At 40.5% G+C, this 20,207-nt stretch carries 18 protein-coding genes and 2 pseudogenes; 3 read left to right on the top strand and 17 right to left on the bottom strand.

What is annotated here, in order from left to right:
* Positions 1–331: 331 nt before the first annotated feature.
* Both DFP97_RS28925 and DFP97_RS28920 read right to left on the bottom strand, forming a co-directional pair.
* The gene (locus tag DFP97_RS28925; RefSeq protein ID WP_114384133.1) at positions 332–652 is read right to left on the bottom strand and encodes a hypothetical protein; all 321 of its coding nucleotides are present in this window, start codon (positions 650–652) and stop codon (positions 332–334) included.
* Between the two features lie 131 nt (positions 653–783).
* Positions 784–1,074, bottom strand: coding sequence for a hypothetical protein (locus DFP97_RS28920; RefSeq protein ID WP_114384132.1), 291 nt, complete (start codon positions 1,072–1,074; stop codon positions 784–786).
* 318 nt (positions 1,075–1,392) lie between these two features.
* Between DFP97_RS28920 and DFP97_RS28915 the strand changes: the two are divergent.
* Positions 1,393–2,581 (top strand): annotated as a pseudogene (locus tag DFP97_RS28915) (IS110 family RNA-guided transposase).
* Between the two features lie 717 nt (positions 2,582–3,298).
* Here DFP97_RS28915 and DFP97_RS28905 read toward each other — a convergent pair.
* The 9 genes and pseudogenes from DFP97_RS28905 to DFP97_RS28865 all read right to left on the bottom strand — a co-directional run bounded on the left by DFP97_RS28905 (position 3,299) and on the right by DFP97_RS28865 (position 10,710).
* Positions 3,299–3,916, bottom strand: a complete 618-nt coding sequence (locus tag DFP97_RS28905; protein WP_114384130.1) for a hypothetical protein — start codon at positions 3,914–3,916, stop codon at positions 3,299–3,301.
* Positions 3,917–4,074: 158 nt separating this feature from the next.
* A complete protein-coding gene (locus DFP97_RS28900) occupies positions 4,075–4,470 on the bottom strand; it encodes a DUF4288 domain-containing protein (RefSeq protein ID WP_114384129.1) in 396 nt (131 codons plus the stop codon).
* A 118-nt stretch (positions 4,471–4,588) separates the two neighbouring features.
* Positions 4,589–4,945, bottom strand: a complete 357-nt coding sequence (locus tag DFP97_RS28895) for a hypothetical protein (protein ID WP_147275111.1) — start codon at positions 4,943–4,945, stop codon at positions 4,589–4,591.
* 196 nt (positions 4,946–5,141) lie between these two features.
* Positions 5,142–5,714 carry a hypothetical protein gene (locus tag DFP97_RS28890; protein WP_114384127.1) on the bottom strand — a complete coding sequence of 191 codons (573 nt, stop codon included), beginning with the start codon at positions 5,712–5,714 and terminating at the stop codon, positions 5,142–5,144.
* 137 nt (positions 5,715–5,851) lie between these two features.
* Complete coding sequence (locus DFP97_RS28885) at positions 5,852–6,382, bottom strand: DUF4367 domain-containing protein (RefSeq protein WP_114384126.1); 531 nt, start codon at positions 6,380–6,382, stop codon at positions 5,852–5,854.
* A gap of 171 nt (positions 6,383–6,553) precedes the next feature.
* Positions 6,554–6,848, bottom strand: a pseudogene (locus DFP97_RS28880) (hypothetical protein).
* 381 nt (positions 6,849–7,229) lie between these two features.
* On the bottom strand, positions 7,230–7,532 hold the full coding sequence (locus DFP97_RS28875; RefSeq protein ID WP_114384125.1) for a hypothetical protein: 303 nt from the start codon (positions 7,530–7,532) through the stop codon (positions 7,230–7,232).
* Positions 7,533–8,264: 732 nt separating this feature from the next.
* Positions 8,265–10,130 (bottom strand): RCC1 domain-containing protein, encoded by a 1,866-nt coding sequence (locus DFP97_RS28870; RefSeq protein ID WP_114384124.1) that lies wholly within the window; start codon positions 10,128–10,130, stop codon positions 8,265–8,267.
* 331 nt (positions 10,131–10,461) lie between these two features.
* The gene (locus DFP97_RS28865; protein WP_245976643.1) at positions 10,462–10,710 is read right to left on the bottom strand and encodes a GrpB family protein; all 249 of its coding nucleotides are present in this window, start codon (positions 10,708–10,710) and stop codon (positions 10,462–10,464) included.
* 183 nt (positions 10,711–10,893) lie between these two features.
* Between DFP97_RS28865 and DFP97_RS28860 the strand changes: the two genes are divergently transcribed.
* On the top strand, positions 10,894–11,184 hold the full coding sequence (locus tag DFP97_RS28860) for a hypothetical protein (RefSeq protein WP_114384123.1): 291 nt from the start codon (positions 10,894–10,896) through the stop codon (positions 11,182–11,184).
* A 416-nt stretch (positions 11,185–11,600) separates the two neighbouring features.
* On the opposite strand, the gene DFP97_RS28855 is transcribed toward DFP97_RS28860, so the two are convergent.
* The 4 genes from DFP97_RS28855 to DFP97_RS28835 form a co-directional block, all read right to left on the bottom strand.
* Positions 11,601–12,188: a chloramphenicol phosphotransferase CPT family protein gene (locus tag DFP97_RS28855; protein ID WP_114384122.1), complete on the bottom strand. Its 588-nt coding sequence runs from the start codon at positions 12,186–12,188 to the stop codon at positions 11,601–11,603.
* 615 nt (positions 12,189–12,803) lie between these two features.
* Entirely contained in the window at positions 12,804–13,793 is a 990-nt protein-coding gene (locus DFP97_RS28845; RefSeq protein WP_114384120.1) for a phosphotransferase enzyme family protein, read from the bottom strand.
* A 341-nt stretch (positions 13,794–14,134) separates the two neighbouring features.
* Positions 14,135–14,854 (bottom strand): DinB family protein, encoded by a 720-nt coding sequence (locus DFP97_RS28840; protein ID WP_114384119.1) that lies wholly within the window; start codon positions 14,852–14,854, stop codon positions 14,135–14,137.
* A 262-nt stretch (positions 14,855–15,116) separates the two neighbouring features.
* Positions 15,117–15,836, bottom strand: a complete 720-nt coding sequence (locus DFP97_RS28835) for an alpha/beta fold hydrolase (protein ID WP_114384118.1) — start codon at positions 15,834–15,836, stop codon at positions 15,117–15,119.
* Positions 15,837–16,053: 217 nt separating this feature from the next.
* Here DFP97_RS28835 and DFP97_RS28830 point away from each other — a divergent pair, with 217 nt between their 5' ends.
* Positions 16,054–17,325, top strand: coding sequence for a carboxylate--amine ligase (locus tag DFP97_RS28830; RefSeq protein WP_114384117.1), 1,272 nt, complete (start codon positions 16,054–16,056; stop codon positions 17,323–17,325).
* 1,171 nt (positions 17,326–18,496) lie between these two features.
* On the opposite strand, the gene DFP97_RS28825 is transcribed toward DFP97_RS28830, so the two are convergent.
* On the bottom strand, positions 18,497–19,105 hold the full coding sequence (locus tag DFP97_RS28825) for a hypothetical protein (protein ID WP_114384116.1): 609 nt from the start codon (positions 19,103–19,105) through the stop codon (positions 18,497–18,499).
* A 123-nt stretch (positions 19,106–19,228) separates the two neighbouring features.
* Positions 19,229–19,765, bottom strand: coding sequence for a hypothetical protein (locus DFP97_RS28820; RefSeq protein WP_114384115.1), 537 nt, complete (start codon positions 19,763–19,765; stop codon positions 19,229–19,231).
* Positions 19,766–20,207 lie beyond the last annotated feature (442 nt).

Below are 20,207 nucleotides of genomic sequence, written 5' to 3'. Positions count from 1 at the left end.
TTCACAAAGAAAGCACGGAGTACCGAGATTTTTAGGCTTTAGGGCATAGACCCGTTCCGTTAACGTTGATCGGACTCCACACCTTGGATAGATAGGACGAAGGAATGTGAGGGCATAGACCCGTTGAGATCTGGGAGAGTGAATCCCAAGGACCTTGTGGAGAGAGACGTGCAGTAAATCTTATATGGAAGATGTTGTAATTAGACCAGCACCTTCTATTCCCGCATGCCCTCAAACGGAACTGCTTAGCCCATCTCATGTAATCCTTTAAACTCCTATTTAAACATGCATGTGAAATTCTGCGAATGAGCGAGCATTCGTGAGAAAAACCTTATTCTCTGAGGGAGCGCAATTCACCTTGGTCATAATTCCACTCACACTCGTTCTCAGTGATAACGCCATTACCAGAAGTCCAAATACGGCAGCGTTCCCCATTAAATTTTACAATGCCTGAGTATTCAGGGTTTTCCCCCCATCCTCGTACATTCTCTAAGGAAAATATTTTTGTGATTTGAGTATTGTGCTTAAGTAAATTATTTTTAGCTTCCCGAACAGACTTTACTTCGGTGTAGTAAATTATGATAATAAAAATGACTAAACTTAATAGAATGACTAATCCTGTCCACTTAGACAATTTCAGGTTAAGTTTCAAAAAAATCCTCCGCTTCTAGAAACCTTTTTTTTTCTTCACGAAATCTATCGCTAAAGTTGCCCGTTAGCCATTCATGCATCTCATATGCTGCACCACAGAGTATGAAAGTTAATACGTTCTTTCATAGTAGTTCAACTTATTCTTAGATATTTAGGTAATAGATGTTGAGGTATTTTTTCAATGTTTTTCAATTGGTTGTCTAAACTCCAACCCTCAGGTTGAAGTTCTTCGTCAAACCATTTTGCCCCCGAAGTAATCCAATTGTGTTTATTCTTTTCATAAGCATTTAATTGACAATCCTCGTATCCAAAAGTGAACCCACAGCAATCACAGATGTTAAAGCTAGATGATTCCCCATTCAGACCCCAGGGGGGTTCTTCAAGTTCAGAAAACCCGCAAACATGACATATATATGTATCCATAGGACCTCTCCTCTTGCTAACATATGAAAAATCCGTAATCTGATTATTGCTATACAACTCAACTATCCTGCCCGTTCGTATTATGAGGTCACCAGATCTTTCTGGTCGACCTCTTTTTTGTTTGGTCGTAAGATTACGGTAGCCGGGGATCGAACGTTTCTGCCCGTGGGACTTAGATCCCGAGAGCTATTCAGTTCATCCCCCCTACTTGTTCAACCATGGTTAGGCTGGTTGGGACGTTGATCCCGTATCACATGCGATAGTGTGGAAGACAAGAAGGTTAGGGGTTGCCGGTGAAATTACTATGGGAGTGATGTCATGAATCCAGTTATTGGTTTGGATGTGTCCAAGGGAGAAAGCCATGCACAAGCTTTTTTAGATCGTGGAGTACCTCATGGGAAGATCTTTAGGTTTAAGCATGATCTTGAAGGGTTAGCGTCTTTTCTTACTTATATTAGAGGTGTGGAATCAGCTGCAGGGATGCGTCCCTCCATTGTGATGGAAGCAACAGGCCATTATCATAGCCCCGTTGTTCAGTTTCTGGATGAGCACCAGTACTTGTACTTCGTCATTAATCCTTTAATCTCACATAATGCAAAGAAAACCAATTTGCGACGATTGAAGACGGATGCCGCTGATGCCCATCTATTAGGAGCCTTATTTTATAAAGAAGAGTTTGAACCCTTCAAAAAACGGGGCCAGCATCTCATGAATTTACGCTATCTCACGCGCCAGCATGAATCTTTAACGGGTATGTATGTTCAAGCGAAGCTACAATTCCAGGCTATTCTGGATCAGGTTTTTCCTGAATACCATGGCGTGTTTGGTGACCTCTATTCGAAAGTTTCTCTTCGATTTCTGGCCTTACACCCGACGTCTAAAGAGGTCCTGGATATGTCCGAGAAAGAGATTACAGCAACAATCCAACGCCTTACAGGACGCGGCAGATCCGCTTTATGGTGTCTGGAGCACGCTCAAATCTTAATAGCTGCAGCAAGGCGAAATCCCTTTAAGGAGACAGCTTTTCCAAGTCATCTGATCTCCATGCAGCTGCTCATCAAATTGCTTCTTCAATACCAGGACCATCTAGCAGACCTTGATAAATCGATAGAGGCCCTGGCTGAAGAGTTACTTGAATATGATTTAATCCAATCGATACCCGGGATTGGCACTAAAATTGCTGCAACAATTTTAGCTGAGATTGGGGAAATCGATCGGTTCGATCACGCAAAGAAACTGGTGGCTTTTTCTGGTGTTGATCCAAGTGTTTTTTCTTCAGGCAAGTTTACAGCAACCATAAATAAAATAACTAAGCATGGGTCCAGAAGACTTCGTACTGCCCTATATCAAGCGGTACGATGTGGTATTCGTAGTAATAGAAATAAAAGACTAAGAGCTTATTACGATAAGAAACGTGCTGAAGGTAGCGATAATTGCTTGCGTGAATAAACTCATCCACTGGATTTTTGCCATCTTGACTACAAAGAAAGCGTTCCGTTTTGAGTAAGAAGCACTAATTAGAAATATATGGAATGTTTATCCGTGCTATGTGGGACGGTTCTTTCCCATGCCCTTTTTTAAGTATACCACCTTATGAAATAGCCATTAATAATTAAATATTGACAAGCTATTAGCTGGAATAGCGGGGAAAAGGCAACCGATTTGCGGTATAGTTTCCCCTTTTCAATCTTAAACATCATGATAAAGTTCTCCGTTAGATTAATGAAATAAGCAGGCTACCGCGGCGCCTGCTCAACAATGTGTGTTATAACTATCGTACCCGTAGCGTAATGACAATGACATCTTCGTTTATCCCAATTGAATAGTTAACTTTCCCAAGTGCCGTCTGCTTTTGTAACTTGCCACTTGCCGTTATTGTATTCAACAACGATTTTTGTTCCAATTGCTCCGAGACCAGATCTATACTTAGAGCCTTCAACAACAATTTTCTTATTTGAAATGTCAGTCTTTTCGACGCGCAACAATACGCCTTTAAGAGCCATTGACTGAGGGTCATATAACCCATTGGCTTTTAGTTGCTCATACGTTGCCGAAAAAATTCTATTATTGTTTCAAGATCACATGAGCAAAATGCATTTTATCAGGCGTCCATCTAATACTCTTATTTCGTAATCCTGCCCGTTACTTCAATGAAAACCAGGGAGCAGTTGCCGCGGCAATATGCTCCCTGGTTTTCCACTAACGTTAGCCGTTAGCGTAGTCTCTAGAAAACAAATTCTTTCTCTTTGTTTTCCTTATCAAGATATCTAACCCTACAGGAATCTTTCCAATTATCCCAATTTGTGATACTGTCAACTTCCGCACGGAATAACTCTTTATATGGTACATTCATCGGATTAGAAAAATCATAAAAAACAAGTTCATAAGGGGATGCCCAATAGCATCCATCAACCACCATTAGTTTTTTTTGTTGGAAATACATTATTTCTGCCCAGCAAAATCCACGACCTTCATAAGCCTCTTCGGGAACATAATGTTTGGTTTCTTTATTTGATAAATTAACAATTGAATACCCCTGATAGTCGAGCCCACACAATAGATATTCTGTGCCGTTTACCTCAACCCAAATGAATAGGAATGGGTCGAAATTTCTATATATTATGTCGATGGTTTTAGAGTCACTATCCGTAACAATCCCTTTTGTGTAATTATATCTGTTAATACCTTCTTCATGATTATAGTGATGGATTTCAAGTTTGAACTTCCCCGTCGGTGAATCAATAATTTCAGTCTCCTCAGGGTCGTAAAACTTATCTTGAAAATAGTACATCATCTCAGCTCTTTCACTGAGAAACTGAGAATCCTCAACAATATTTCTCAAAGTCATTCACCTCACATTAGTATTACAAATTGCAATATATTATTGGGCTGGCTATTACGTTAACCTGCCCGTTAACAACGAAGCGATGGATCGGCTCCATCGCTTTTTTCTGCACTATCGTACCAGTTAGTTCAACAAACCTTCGTAGGTGTTGTAAACTACTCCTCTTCAGTTACTTCTGGAAAAAACCGTTGTAGAACCTCATTCATACTCGTTTCCTTAGATACATCAAACTGCCTAGAGTAAATCTCGGTTTTATCTTTAATCTCATCTTCAAAAAGGTGAAAACAATCTAATGGTTGGACATATACCCACTCTACTAATTGACCATAAGGATTGATATGGTTGGTTTCTGAATCTTTGGCTTCACGTTCTGCCTTTTCATACGCTTCTTCAAATGAACCAGCATATATAAGATATAACCTCTCTTCATAAGTTTTCGACTCATCAAAAGCGTCATCGATTGTTAAGTGCTGTGGCTCACCAGAGATTTTAGCTTCGAACAAAAGTTTCACAGAATACCATTTTTCACATTCATGATCTATGTGTTCCATCACCTTTTTCCCCCCTTAAACATATATTCTATCCTGCCAGTTAACGTAAAAAAGGGCTACCACGCGACAGCCCTTTCGGTGTTCAACTATTGTACCCGTTAGCAGTGAAATCCAAGATTTATTCAAATTCATAAAGAAAGTTTGCATAAAAACCAAACCCATCCAATAGCCCATATTCAACTTTATCTGGAAAAACGTTTATTCCTCTATCCTTAAAAGCTTCAATACACATTTTCACCCAGCCCAACAATCCGTCAAGAAGACGATATACACCAAATTCCTCCGTTGATTTAACGATAATTATTGGCTTTTCTGAAATAATTCCAGCGGAATGAACTTCATAAATAGCCCCTATCTCCTCTACATTATATGTTTTAGGTATGGTTAAGAGGGGAATCACATTAGCATCTTCAGCTATCCAAATACCGAAATTATTAATTATAAAGTCTTCATTATCGGAAGTTATTATCATCACCCTTTAAAATACTCTCTTCCTACATACTTGAAGTATTCGCGATGCGATTAAACTATCCTGCCATTTAGCGCAATGACGGCTGCCCCGCGGCAGCCGTTTTGGTGTTGAACTATCGTACCCGTAATCTTGCAGGTCTTTCCGATTAGATCTAAAGGAAAAAATAGCACCAACCAAACGAATGGTGGTGCTTAAACTTTCATCTTATTGAATTTGCAATCTCCAATAAAACATCAGCTGTTACCTTATCCTCAACACGTTTATCAATCGACAATATATATTGCCAACCATCCATTTCGAAAATCAATACGTTAAAGAGAGGTGGTCTATCTCTTATGGTAGGAGTCGTGCCATATACAGCCACTTCTCCATTCAGTAACTTATAAGCACGAATGGTGTCTCTCTTACTTGGAAATTTATGCAGCTTATGTTGCGCTGGATTCACCCTTATCATGTAATGATTATTATTAGAACCTTGAAACTCATTTAGGTACTCAATTTCAAATTGGTCGTTTACATCACCATGTTGATTGCATCTTGCCAAATGGTGTGTAAAAGGAATTGGGGGCAACTTAAATGGCAATTTAATCTTTCTTTTGAAGTGACTATTACATTCACCTAATGCATCTTCAACTGATTTATAGCCATATTCAAAGTACATCTTCTCAAAAGGCACCCTCTCTTCATTCAATGGTTCTTCGCTATAAGCATATGCAGTTGAACCAACTAAAAAAGTTATAGCTATTATAGCCATGCCAAAAATCCTTTTCATGAAATCCCCCTTCTTTTCTTTATTTGTACAGTAGTATTCCCAAAAGTCCCAATATTAACAAACAACGTGCTTATTAATATTAGAAAAGCACCATCGAAAGATGATACTTACTATCGTTTTCCGTTAGTTTTATCCAATCACTTCATCGATTCCGCTAATTTAACCATTTGCTTTTGAGATAAATGCATACTATCAATCTCAATGTAAGTACCATCTTGCACCCATCGCAAAACTCCTCCTGGTGTTCCATCTCCCCATGGTTGAAATCTCGCTTCAATCCCGTTAATTTCTTCATTTTCTCCACTCGTATCAAATTTGAAGTCCTCTTCTATAACTTTGGTTGTACTTGTTTTATTACGAACATCGATTGTTGTTTCAGATCGCTTAATTTTATATCCTTTCGCTTTATGCTGTTCAACCCCAAACATATATGTTTGTCCCGATTTATCGAAGTAATGGAGTCTAACCTTCACAATTGATCGATCAAGATCAATAGGATAAGGTTCCTTGATTTCAAGTTTCCAACTCTTAGTTGAATAATGTGGTGTAAACAGCTTAAAATCAGTTGCACTTTTCAAACTATCCAATCCAATGTCAGCGGAAACCAAATTTGGGTTTACCACTGAAACCATTGTTAGGATCATAATAAAAATTAATTTTTTCACCATCACTCATAACACTCCTTCTGAGTTTATCCGTTTTAGAATTTCCAAAGAGTGTTGTGTTTATCAAGCTAATCTGCCCTTTACCTTAATAAACAATAAGGAGCAGCTGCCGTGGCATACTGCTCCTCATTGTTGAACTATAGTACCGTTAGCTTAATCCACTTTGGTCAATAACTACTCAAAAAACACGTAAGTATTATCAAGACCGACTATCTCTTTTAATGATTTACCGCTCGAATAGTGATAAGGCTTATCTTTTGGAATAACACAAAGAATATTCCCGGCTTTTCCTTGGGATAGATTAGTTAACTAGAAGGTCATCATTATCGAAGATATAAGATACAAGATAATCATAGTAGTCATGCTCTTTATCTGCCGCATTTAATCCAACATTAAAGAGCCTTACCTTCGTGCCAGCCCATATTTTTTCATCATTGCTTATGCTTATTAAAGGGATCCACCACCCCATGGATTCCATAAAAACACCTCTCCCGGTTGGTGAGCTAGCATTTTGCACTAACATTCCTCTTTGGCTGAGTCTATTCAGCTTTTTTCATTTACTTCATTTAACCAATGGCGTCTTAAAAGAAGCAAAGACGACAATTCTAGTGTTTTCTTCATTAAACGCTTCGCAGTAATGAAGCTTAGGTACTCTGCAGAAATTAATAATAATGTGAAACCCAATATCCCTCCAGAACCCCAGTCCAAGATGATCCCTCCACTTTTTATCATAGCCTCATTATATCGTTGACTACGTAAACCTGCCAGTTACTTCAGTGATGAGGAGCAGGTCGTCGTGACACTTGCTCCAGTCATAATCATTTCGTTCTCAAGTTCCGCGTCAGTTGAGTTAATCATCATAAGGCCAAGTATAAAATATAGCCGAAATACCCAAATTTACGGCTTGATCAAAACAGTCAAGTGATTCTTCCAGTTCATCATCTTCCTCATATCGCTCTCGGTTTACAATATTCTGTTCATCAACATCTATGATTTCCCAGCCTTGATCATTAACGTAAGAGGTCGCACTTTTCAAAGCAAAATTAACGTCACTTGAGTTAACCCAACAATTAACAAATGCCCCCGAATATTCTTTACGTTCAGGATTATCTTCATGTGGTATTGCTTCAAACAGAAAGTAGTAAATGGCCATCGTTTCCTCCTAGATGATTCAGGTGTCTTCAACATTTCTGCATATTCGACCTTAAAAGGAACTTGTACCAATTTATTCTAAATCATTTCAGGCTAATCCTTCATTCCGTTGAACAATTCTGCCCAATCGTAGCTCGAGAAGCAGCTACCGCGGCAAATTGCTCCTCGTTTATAAACTATCGTACCCGTTAGCTTAATGATCCCCACTAAAAAATCCCTCTGGATAGTGTTCGTCATTTTCCATATCTACATCAGGATAGCGCGTAAAAACTGATTGAAATTATCCTCTTTGATCAGATGGTTAATTAGCTGTTCAACTCTCTCCCTGCTTATAAAGTCAATCAGCACCATATCACTGGACCAAAAAAATGAACCATCTTGTAACATTTTTTTGTTGTACTGGACGCAGCTGTCCAGCCGATTGACCATGGTGCAGATAGTCTGTTTAAGTTATTATTAGTCATATTAAAAAGACCTTCTCGTCTGTCAATCCATTCCGATATACTTGATAATTGGTCACAACAGCTGTTCATCTATGTTATTCAGTCCTAACCTCGTCGTGTCAAACCGTTTGTGTTTGAGGCAAAAAAAGCCCTCAATCAATTTTATTAATTGAGGGCTTTTTGCGTCAAGGCGAGAGCTGCACCTTCCATAATCCAGATGGCAGGATGATGTGCCGCTTCTTCTTTTTCTGAACTGAAACGATTAGCTTCTTACTTATTGTCGGGTCTTCTTACATCTCTTCTCCGATCGGATCCTCCTCGGGAACGTCGCGGAAGAAGATCGCCACCACTCCGTTTTCCGAGTAGGATGTGCCGTCATAGACGCGATAGACGAAGCTGTCCCCCCCAGTCGTGCTACGATCGTGCTGATACGTGAATGCCCCCGTAATCGGATCGATGACGATGGTGCCTTTCGACGGTCCCCTCACCAATTCGTATTTCAACGGATCCTGGTCGGGATCGGAACCGCGCATTCTACCGACGAACCGGCTACCTTCATCGATGGTCAGACCGAAGATGTCCGCGACAGGCACGTGGTTGTTCATCCGAGTCACCGTCACTCTATAGACGCGGGATGGCGCGGTCGGGTCCTCCGGCTTCACGATGAAGCTCACTTCGTTCGCGCCGTAGGCAAGAGCGATCGGATCGCTGGCCGTTCCGTTCGGAGTTTCCTCTGCAGGTCCGCCGTTCATCGACACGTTGATGGAAGCGCGGACATCCGCCGTCTTCGGAGTGAAGGATATACTGCCAACGGTATGATGCACGGTAACGGCGTAATCGGTCGTGGCGCTGGAGAACGTAGGCTCCAAAGCACTGGTAGAGACTTGGAGGCCGGATAAGTCGGCATTGGTTAAATACACCTTCACTTTTACATGGTCAATCGTACCGGTATAGCTTCCATTACCGAGCTCACCGCTTCCGCTGGCACCCCACGCCCATAAGGTCGTGTCTTCTCGAACCGTGATGACAAACGTTCCAGTGACCGTTAGCTTAACGATGTTCGCGAGCGGTTGCCCGTTCTTCTGCTTCATGACAACCGGTGCATAGCGATTCGTGGGAGTCCCGTCCGACAACTGAATGTAATTGTTGGCTCCCCAGCCTCTCAGCGTTCCGTCCTGCATGATGGCGATCGAGGTATCTCCGCCCGCGAAAACCGACTTGACGCTGGATAACGAGGCAGTACCGCTCACGTTTGCCAGAACCTTGACCGGCTTCGCTTTGTCCGTATTGCTGTTGATGCCCAACTGGCCCAGATAGTTGTCTCCCCATGCCCACACGGCCCCGCCCTTCAACGCCAGAGCATGATACCCTCCTACCGCGATCGAATCCACGCCGGTCCATGTCGAAGTGTAGTTAGTTTCTGGGTTCAGCACCCGCGTGGGAATAACCCGGGAATATTCGGAAAGACCGTTGCCGAGCTCGCCGGAGCTGTTCGTCCCCCATGCCCATATCTCCCCGTTTGTGCTAACCGCAAAAGAACGGTGGGTGTTGGTTGCTGCGACTTGTTTGAACCGGACATCGGGATGGTCGGGCATGATCACTTGCTTCGGCGTGAGCTGGGAGCTGACGACGTAGCCGAGCTGTCCCAGCGCATTGCTTCCCCACGTCCAGACCGTTCCGTCCGCCTTCATCGCGATCGCATGCGTCCCTCCCAAGGCGACTTGCTTCACGCCGGTAAGGTACCCCGTAGGATCACTAGGGTCTTTGACCTGAACCGGAAGCTTGCGCGATACTTGCGTACCGTCCCCCAGCTGACCGTACGTGTTATTGCCCCAGATCCATATCGTGCCGTCCTTCTTCACCGCCGCCGAGAAATTTAAGCCTGCCGCGACGCTGGCGACATTGGCCAACCCCGGAACTTGCAGGGGGGTGTGCGTTCTTTCGGCCGTTCCGTTTCCTAGCTGATAGTTATCGTTGTTGCCCCAGCCCCATACCGTGCCGTCCTTCTTCACCGCTAAACTGTGCGAGGAACCGGATGCGATTTCTGGATACGCGACCTCTTCCGATGCCGATGCGGCGATCATTCCTGCCAGGTTGAGCGATAGTATGGATATCATGAGAGTCCATCCCAATACCTTTTTCCAACCACGTTTCATAGTTATACCTCTTCTCGTTTTGTTCTTTCGCAAAGGCTCGATCCCTTGCTCCCAAAACGAATTGTAACTCCTCAGGAGACGATGTGGGAGGCTGAACTTTTATCACCCTCGGGCTGTTGTACCTGTTTCGGAATGCCAAAAGGTGAGAGTCCGAACACAAACATGCCCTTCCTGCCTCCGACCTTCAGGTGGATCCGCTACATCATTACCACGCTCTACTGCCAGTTAGCACAACAGGCTGCCGAGTGGATCATCACCAGCCTACGTAGTGAAACATTATAAAGCTATCGTTACCAGTTAGCCATCCACGCCGTACACGCGACACCACAGATTATGGAAGTAATTGTATTCTTCCATGGGAACTTAATGACTTAAATTCTGGCGTTTCCATTAACCATTCGAAAAACGCATTTTTACCTTCACGATAATCATCCATTTCTTTCCCATCAAAGTTCTTCTTTAATTCATCGTATCTTACCCTGTAATTATCGTTCGTCAATAACACATCTCGAAATTTCCAAAAAAAATCAAACTCAGTATTAATGACAGTTACTTGAACTTGGAGGGTCAGTAGTATCATCCTTGAATGCTCTAAAAAAGAACATTCGTGTTATAGATGAGTTTGCTTAGAATCAGGATGCTATGACTTGTTTGTCAGAGTAATATGTATTCTTTACAGCGGTACTAGCTGAAGTTGGTACTCTTCTCCCTTATATTTTTAAATTACAATGTGTTGAGGAATAACTTTAGATAGGAGAACTCTATGAGAAGTGTCGATTTAGAAGCTTTATTATATTTTGGTGTGATGGGCATTGCGTTTCTTTTGGTCATCCTATTTGCAGTAATTAGATTTAAAAAAACAAATTCTTTTCGTCAATCATTGCTTCTATCCATTGGTTTAGCGATTCTGTTATATGGTACTGCTTGCTTGTGGTGGTTACAATTTGCTAAAGATGGGTTATCTCAAATTTTCGGTATGATGTACTATGGAATCGGATTTATTGTAAATTGTTTTGTTAATATTGGCGTTTTATATTTCTTTAAAAAGAAGTAATCCATTATGGTTAAGAGCACTCAGTTGTGCACCGAAAAAAAACTGCTTTAATACACGACACCACTTTGCTTAAATCAAATACGCGACACAAAAACCGCTTGTCGATACCCGTTAGCCATCCATGCATCTCTTATGCTGCACCACAGAGCATGAAAGTTAATCCGTTCTTTCATGGTAGTTCAAAAAGATAGGCGAAGATGCTACCTCTTCTCTATTTTCTGGAATTGCTTATTACAGTAGAGCCAACGACAAGATCCAGATTCCTAAATAACGATTGAGATTAATTTTTAGCACCTCCTATTGAGTCACAGCCATTAAACCGAATGCCGTTTCGTCCTGTTCGTTGAGCTATCGTACCCGTTAGCGTATTGAACTCTGTCAAATGTGAACATGGTGTTATCTGAAGAATACGACTTCTATGAAACACCAACACTTCTTTTATTTAACTTCTTAAAAGCAGAGTATTCACGATTTGATCTAATAAAATTTAATATCAAATTGGCGCATTCGTTTGGTCTCAAGGTTTCAGTATTTAGTTCAAGGTCATACTCATTAAGGCAATAAACTTTATCATACTGTGAGATTGCTAAACCAATCTCTCTATCTCCCCTTAGTTTTTCTCTCCTAATAAGCTCCTCTTTCGAGCAAGTTACTCCTACAAGAAGTACAGGATGATCCATTAATAAACCTAGAAATGTATTAAATCGATCGTCAGTATCATTTACTGTATCTACAACGATATTCGTCCCCATTACCGACATAAATTTAATTGTTGAATAAAACAAAGTAATCAATGGTTCAATAATTATATTGGTTGGGCCTTGCACATCTTCTGCATATTTTGTGTTAATGAAATCAATGTAGTCATGAAACAATCCATTAAAAAAATCATCAATTGATAAATGATAAAACGAGATTTCATTTTGGTTTAATAGTTCAGTCGATATGGAAGTCTTTCCGGAACTTGAAGTTCCATTTAGAAAAACTATTATCCCTTGCTTCAATTTAATCACCCCTTCAAAAAATAATCATTGCGTATCTTTCAGATAACGTCTTTTTTGCGAACATAATAAAATCAGTCATATCTAAGGTATTCGTGTAGTGATTAAGCAATCCTGCCAGTTACTTCAATGAGATCAAAAAGGAGCTGTCCTCGCGGCAGCTCCCCACTATCGTACTCGTTGTAACTATAACTACTCATCCGATGATTTCTGTTCACTCGCAACATATTCAAGCTTATACACCATTTCTACCTTAAGACCATCGAAGAAAATGATTCTTTTACAATTGGTGCAACGCCAAACATCGTATTTTGGAAGAGGAATATCTTCTACCAAGTCATTATTTAACACCTCTTCCCATTCAAAGTCAGTATACACCCTTAATTGAGTATCGTTTGGTACTAAGACGTTTGATAATCTTGTGCCACAGTAGCATTGATATTGCATTCATTTCACACCCTATTTATCAGTTCTTACACCAAATTATAACACTTATCATTAGCGTAATCTGCCCGTTACTTCAATGCAGCAAGGGAGCAGCTGCCGCGGCGATCTGCTCCCTTGTAGAGTTCAACTATCGTTTCCGTTTGCTTAATGAGTATCCCCATTTTAGGAGTTCTAGAACTCATCGATCAACGAAATACCTTTAGTAATCCGCATTCTACTATCCTGCAAGAAATCGCGGGTCCAATCGTCGGGTTGACTTAAATCCCAGCTCCGGTGCATACCGACGACTACGATAATTTCGCGTAGTCTAAGGAAAAGCTTTAACTGATCCTTCCAGCTGTCAGGCATTTGACGGCCATCCTCTGTATAGCCTAGCTCGAAATGTTTTATGAAAAGTTCATATTGGACCTTACGTTCAGACTTCGAATCTTCCCCGAATACATACAGCAAGTAATAGAGCTGGATAGCAACATCCTCGACATACCAACTGTACTGGCACTCGTCGAAGTCGAAGAGCGTTATTTCCCCTGATTCATCGACAGTGAAATTTCCTACATTAATATCTCCGTGGATCAAACCAAAATTATCAGCATTAACAGGTAGACTAGCCAATGGTGCTCTAAGTTCATCAAGGGCAAAAAGAATTGGTTGAAGCTCTGACGGTAAGTAATCTTCGGCTCGCAAGAGGTATTCATTACACTCCCAAGTGTGTCTTTTGGCCATAGGTTTGTAAAGCTTGGCCAGTTCATGAAGACGGCCCGTTATGCGTCCGCATTCTTCATAAAGTATAGAATTACCTAGGCATTCTGGATATCCGATTTTACGGCCGGGTGCATGTTTGAAGGAGGTCACGTACAAATCCATCATATTTCCTTGGATTCGTTCGAAATCCTTTCCATTAACCGAAGAAACCGGTTCTGAAACCGACAAACCATTCTCCGAAAGATAACGAATCCATTCTATTTCTGCTGCAAGTCCTTCCGACGTGCGAAGAGTGCTCGGAGTGAAACGGAGAATATATTTCAATTCATCGCGATTATAGGAATAAATAAAGTTTTGAAAGCCTCCAATGAAAGTCAGCACCTTTGGGCTGACCCCGTACCGCGCAGCGCCTTCTGCGGCATGTTCGTCCAAGAACATTAATTTTATTTTTGGGTCCATGAGTTCTCCTTGGTTATTGAGTCTTGATTTAATATATTCCCTAACTCACTGCTGTTACCTCAATTTAATAAAATGAATGCCTGGTGACATGTGAAAGCCCCACTTTCAAGATTTTTCTATTCTATAGCAATCATACTAATCCAGCTTTTCTACAGTCAATGAAAATGGCTGATTTATTGCGTTAAACCGCCCATTACTTCAACAAACCAAAAAGGAGCCACGCTAAGCAAGCTCCTCCACTATCCTGCCCGTTACTTCAATGAGCATCAAAAAGGAGCTGTCCTCGCGGCAGCTCCCCCACTATCGTCTTTCGTTAGTTGAGCGACCTTGTCACTTTTTGCTTATGATAAGGCCAGCCGGAGTGGACTCTTTATTTCCTTTTGGAGTTTATTCTTAATACGGATGCATTTGTTCAAATGTAAAAAATTATGTCTCGTTGCTGGCATTAACACAAGCCCAGCGACAGTCTTCTTGCTCCAATATTCAGCAATACCACACGCTTCTTGAAGAATAGCATTTTCATCAAATAACCTGTTGATTCTACTTTCTTGAACTTTCTCTTTGAACTCGCCTGGTTGCAGCGACGATATTATTCGTCGAGTTTGTTTTCCTACTGCTATTCTATATTCTAATAGAGCACCAATATCAATTCTCGAACTTAGTTCTGCTATGTCGTCATCGCTCATGTTATTTCCACTGTGGGAGAATCTGATGTTCATTTTTTGAAGCCAGCTATCAGAATAAAGTACCTGCTGACTGTTAGCAACTAAGATGTTCATTGTCATATCTTCTATCCTAGCAATATGCCAAAAATGCCATGCGATTGAGTTCTTTGTATCTGGAGCGTTTACTGGATACCGCCTCAATGAGTTTTCGTCCAGATTTTCCAAAACTGAATCCTCGAACGTCGGGCCAACACCATAACCCATCTTTGATGAATACAGCAACGCATGGTTAGTGAGAAATAGTTCAACTGCTTGAACATGTTCTTTTGGTTTAGATATGATTTCTGTTAACATCTTATGTTTTTCATTCCAAGCCCTTCGTTGTTCCAAATCCATCAAATCTACTCACTCCGCTCATTCTTATCATAAATATTTAATTCGGGGTATTGTTTCAAACTCCTTCAGTAGAGACTTGCCGCACTAAGATGGAAGTATGAGTCCACTTTATGAGATAGGTATCAGCTTTAAACTATGCTGCCATTTAGCTTAATGAATAAGGAGCAGCTGCCGCGGCAAACTGCTCCTTATTGGATTGCGCTATCGTACCCGTTAGAGTAATCATTAACACAATTTAAAATAATAAAACCTGTAAGCTTTTTTAATTTACTTTATCTAAAAAATCAATTACGTCGGTATAAAACAACCTTTTCTCGGGCCCTTTTAGGTTATGACCAGACTGAAAGTACTCCTTTACTGTTATATCGCTACACATTTTCTTATAACGATCAAGGTCAGTATCCGTAGCTAACGATTCTGGAAGCTTGCCTCTCCCCACTAAAACAGGCATCGACAAAGACAAATAATCCAAATTAATTAGAGTAGATTCTCTTTGGATGCCCCATACCGCTTCAGGTCGGATATTCGCTGTTCGATTGTAGGGGATTAGATAGTTGTTTATGTAATCTTCGGGCCAATCATGTGGCATTGCTCGATGCTCCGGAGGATAGTCGCCAATAATTAACGATTGTATATGTTCCTTGTGCCTTTCGACATAGCCTAACGCATAAGAAACACCACGTGAATAACTAAACAAATGGAACGATGAGATTCCAGTCTGCTTTACTACTGCATCAATATCTGATACATGCTCGGCCAGGTTGTACCCTCTATCGGGCGTATCGCTTTTTCCCCTGCCTCGGAATGATAGAATTATACTTCTTCTTGGTAAAGCCGCCTCAAGCAAATCTAGATATTCTTCTGCAGTCTCAGATAGACCGGGACTAATAATCAATGGAACTAGTCTCTTATCAGATTCTTCTAGTGAATCGATATACTCAATCATAACCTGGTCGTTAGCTGCTTTTTTTGATAAATGCATTTCAATTACATCCTCAAGTTTAATTAACTTTATACCACATAACCAGCTCTATATTAACACATATTGGAAGTATCCTGCCCGTTACTTCAACGGCAAACGGCTGCCGGTCGGATGCCGCGGCGTTTTAATTAATGTCATCCCTTAGTTGAATTTCTGCAGGTATGTTTTTTGATATAATAAAGGAATTAATTTAGAACATATATGACAAGGAGAAAGCATGAAAAGTTATGATTTTTTTCCGATTATACTTGGAAGCGATGAAAATGCATATGGAAACGTAAGACTCATTCATGAAGCTTACCAGATCAAGCCGCTGTTGTTGTGCACTCGACTATTAATCCCAACCATGAACAGCAAATTATTTGATCTCATTCAAATCGATCGATTTGATCATGATAAAGTATTTCCGGGCGCTCTGCTTTCCATATTGGAAAAATACGCCGCTCCGGACAGAAAACTAGTCGTCATTCCTTGCTCAGATTACTATGCATCCTTGTTGTCGCGGCATTATGACAAATTCAAAGGACTTATTGCGAATCATTTTATTTCAGAGGCTTTGCTTGATACGCTTGATACAAAAGATAAATTCTATAAACTATGTGAAAAACATGGACTGGATTATCCGCAAACAATTGTTTGTGAGCCGCATGAGCGCGAAAGGGCGCTGGAGCAAATGGATTTTCAATTTCCAATCGTCGTAAAGCCCGAAAACAGCAATGCCTACGAGTATTTGCACTGTCATTTTGAAGGCAAAAAGAAGGTGTTTTTCTTTAACTCTAAGGATGAATATTTATCTATGGTCAGAAACATAAATACTTCCGATTATAAAGGAAAGTTAATTATACAAGAATTTATTCCTGGCGGAGACAGCTCGATGCGTGTCATCAACAGCTACTCCGACGACAACGGGAAAGTGAAAATGATGTGTCTTGGCCAGCCGGTACTTGAGGAATATGCGCCAAAAACACTTGGCAACTACGCTGCGATTATTTGTCGATCTGATATAGACATTTATCAGAAGGTACAATCATTTCTTGAAAAGATTGGTTATGTTGGTTTTTCCAATATCGATATGAAATATGACATCAGAACAGGAAGATATATGATGTTCGAAATTAACCCGAGACTTGGCAGAAGCAGTTTTTTTGTCAGGGCAGCAGGACTTAACATGATAGCTGAGCTGATAGATAATGTCGTTTATAACAAGGACAAAGACTGCGTGTACAGTGACAAGACAGCCCTTTGGACACATGTACCAAAAGTCGTGTTGCGAAAATATGTAACCGAACCGGCATTATCTGCTGAAATTAAAAAGCTGTACAAACAGAAAAAAGCGCTCAAAACACTTTGGTATAAAAAGGACCTGAACCTAAAACGCATTTTAAGAGTCTCACGGTATTACTTCAGCCATATAAACAATTACCGCCAATATTATTTTAACAAGGGACAAGCTGTTTCCACCGAATTGAGATCAGGTGCTGATCAATGACATGGCTAAAGATAGAACTATCAAAATGTGATTGTTAATACGTACAGCCAGGCGGCAATAATAGTATGAATATCGACGCCTAACGGGAACAACTAGAGACAAGAAAAGGTCTTAGACTGCCACTATTTGATTGAGCTAACCTGCCAGTTAGCTTAACGCGACTGCTGGTTTACATTTTTCAATATCTCTAACCCTCTTCTCTTTCGAAATTGGAAAAATAAAATAACCGTACCTCATAAACCGACACGATTATTTTATTCGGTTTAAAAACCTTTCAGCTAATGACGACGTATTATTTATCGGTTTTTTATAGAAGGACCATTTCAACCATCACCCGGAATTCAAAAAACCACAGCAGCCGAAGCTGGTGTGGTTTAATTTTGGCGAATGTATTTCACTCTAAGCGAATGAAGGTTTCCGATAAGATACTTTGCCGTGAATAACTTTTACGTATTCCTTATCTTCATCATCCAAGGATCTTGATCTAGGTATACCTCAGGAGCGAATATGGGCAATTCTAGAGCCGCTACTGTCAATTAATTGACGTATCCTAATGTTTTGTTTTTTTGATGCACTAAACGTAATGGAACTATAATGTTGCCATAAAAATTATGTAGTTATTCTTTGCCAAGGTGGCAAACTTATACGTAAAGTCACACTGCATGAGACTTTACATAAAAGATTGCCATCCCTTGACTTTAAAGGGTTTTTCCCTTTTCTTCACAAGAAATGTGGATTTTTCTCAAGTTATTAAAACGTACGGTAATCATATATTTACTTAGAAAAACTTATGGCAAACACATATTCATAAAATTCGTACAGGTTATACTCTATGGAAAAGTCATGAAAGATTAAGCACCTATTAAAAATAAAAATGACAGTCTTGGACAGAAAATAAACGTCCTAGACTGCCACTATTTTATTGCTATCGTAATCCGTTAGTTTAAACATTGATCAATATCCTTAGCCACGTTGTAACACTTAGTGAAGCTGGTGAAATTGTAAGTTCGAATTACCTGCCTTTTAGCATAATGAAATGAGCAGACTACCGCAGCACCTGCTCATCAATGTGTATCATTCTATCGTATCCGTTAAAACCCAGACTGCATACATACTCGCCGCCGCTAATATAGTAATATTTTTCTCAACTGATTCTCCTAGATATATAAGCTTATAATCGTATTTCTAAAGAGCCAATTATCCAATTAACCATATCTTCATCGATGTACTTTAATACTTCCTGTTTCTTATTGTCAAACACATCTTTAGAAATGTAAACATTGACCTTATTTTCTTTCCCATTCAGACCAACAGCTTCAAGACCGAGAGTAGCTGCCAAAGATGATAATTTCTCTTTGGATTCCAAGAGCTTGGCTTTTGTATATTTAACTGTTTTAAATTTAATTTTATCCTTAAACTTGCTCATTACTTTTACCTTTTTCTCGGTATCTACCGACAATTCGGTAAGCAAAAAGACATTATCACCGTTATCATCTGTGTATGTACCGGCATAAATACTACTGTATTCAGAACTCAACATATCTGCAATGTTCGCTCGGTCATCCATTAGGCGAGTTTTAAGTGCACTTCCTTCTTCAAACGTTTGTGTGACTGCATTAGCCGGTGCAGGGCCTGCTTCGATAGGAATCTCAAAATGATTCCCCGATTGAGGTGAAGTTAGAGAGTCTCCTTGAGTACCCGTAGCGAGTACTGAACTTGATATTAAAGAAATAGAGAGACCTACAACTGCGATTGAAGATAGTATAATATTTTTTTTCATTTTTCCGCTCCTCTCATAGTTGCGCTTCTTGAATTGTACTTCTGTACTTTTTAATTCCTTCCTTCAAAGCCTTTTCCAAACGGTAGCCTCATCCATGTGTGTTATTCTATTGTTCACGTTAGCTCAACGATTGTCCGAAAGAATTATCTGTGTTTTGGTGCTTGGTCGTGGGTTTATAGGGATTGATTGATAGTCTTCTGTCCTTTTAACATCCTCAGGTGGTAGCGCAATCTCTACATCATAAGTACCGGGCAGTGCAGGCTCTAGTCCAGATTTGCTATAATACTCACCAATGAAAATCGACTTATCCTCGACGACTTGACCAGGCTCCAAAATAGACTTACCTAGATCAGCTGTGCAAGGTCCGTATGGTTTTATTGCCAATCTGGTAGTTGATTCCTGGTGAACAATATCAACAGCCGCATGGTTAGGACAACTTGAGCTTCCGGAAACATAGGTTAAAGTCTCTTTTCCCCGATTCGTCACGGTTGTGAAGACCTCAATTTCTTCATTCATTCCAAAGTGGTTATTACTCAGCTTGATTTCATACGCTAGGTCCCCAATTGTTTCCTGATGTAGAACTGGACCTGGTTTTTCTGTTTCGTTAGAACATCCCGTAGCAAAAACAATGAATATAAGCACAAGAAATGCTTTCTTCAAAACCATATTCCTCCCGCTGTATTAGTGCTGCATTATAGACGCGTTTTGAGAGGAAAAGTTGTATCAACGTGCGAGGTAATTACTGGAAATAACCTGCTCGTTCGTATAGTTTAATGACACAAGCAGTAAAAATCGAATACATAAAAATGGTACTGGAAGCTGATTTTCAGCTACCCGCATGCGTATTCACGAATTTAACAGTTTGTACATTTTGTTAAAGTTCGTTATCGTTTCAACCAACAAGAAAACCGCCTAGTCAAAGGCGGTTTTTTAAACTATCGTACCCGTTAGCCATTCATGCAGCGCGAGAAACAGCGCTGCACCACAGAGGATGAAAATGGAAAAGCCGTCAATACTTCTACTACGGCTGGGAGAAGAAGGTCGATCAACTATGGTGCGTTAGAGCCCATCCGTTAGTCTGACTCCGACGACCACGGTGCAT

This window comes from Paenibacillus prosopidis, assembly GCF_003337375.1.
GTDB classification, from domain to species: Bacteria; Bacillota; Bacilli; order Paenibacillales; family Paenibacillaceae; genus Pristimantibacillus; species Pristimantibacillus prosopidis.
The sequence above is the reverse complement of the archived record's forward strand: the minus strand, read 5'-3'. Positions and strand labels throughout refer to the sequence as shown.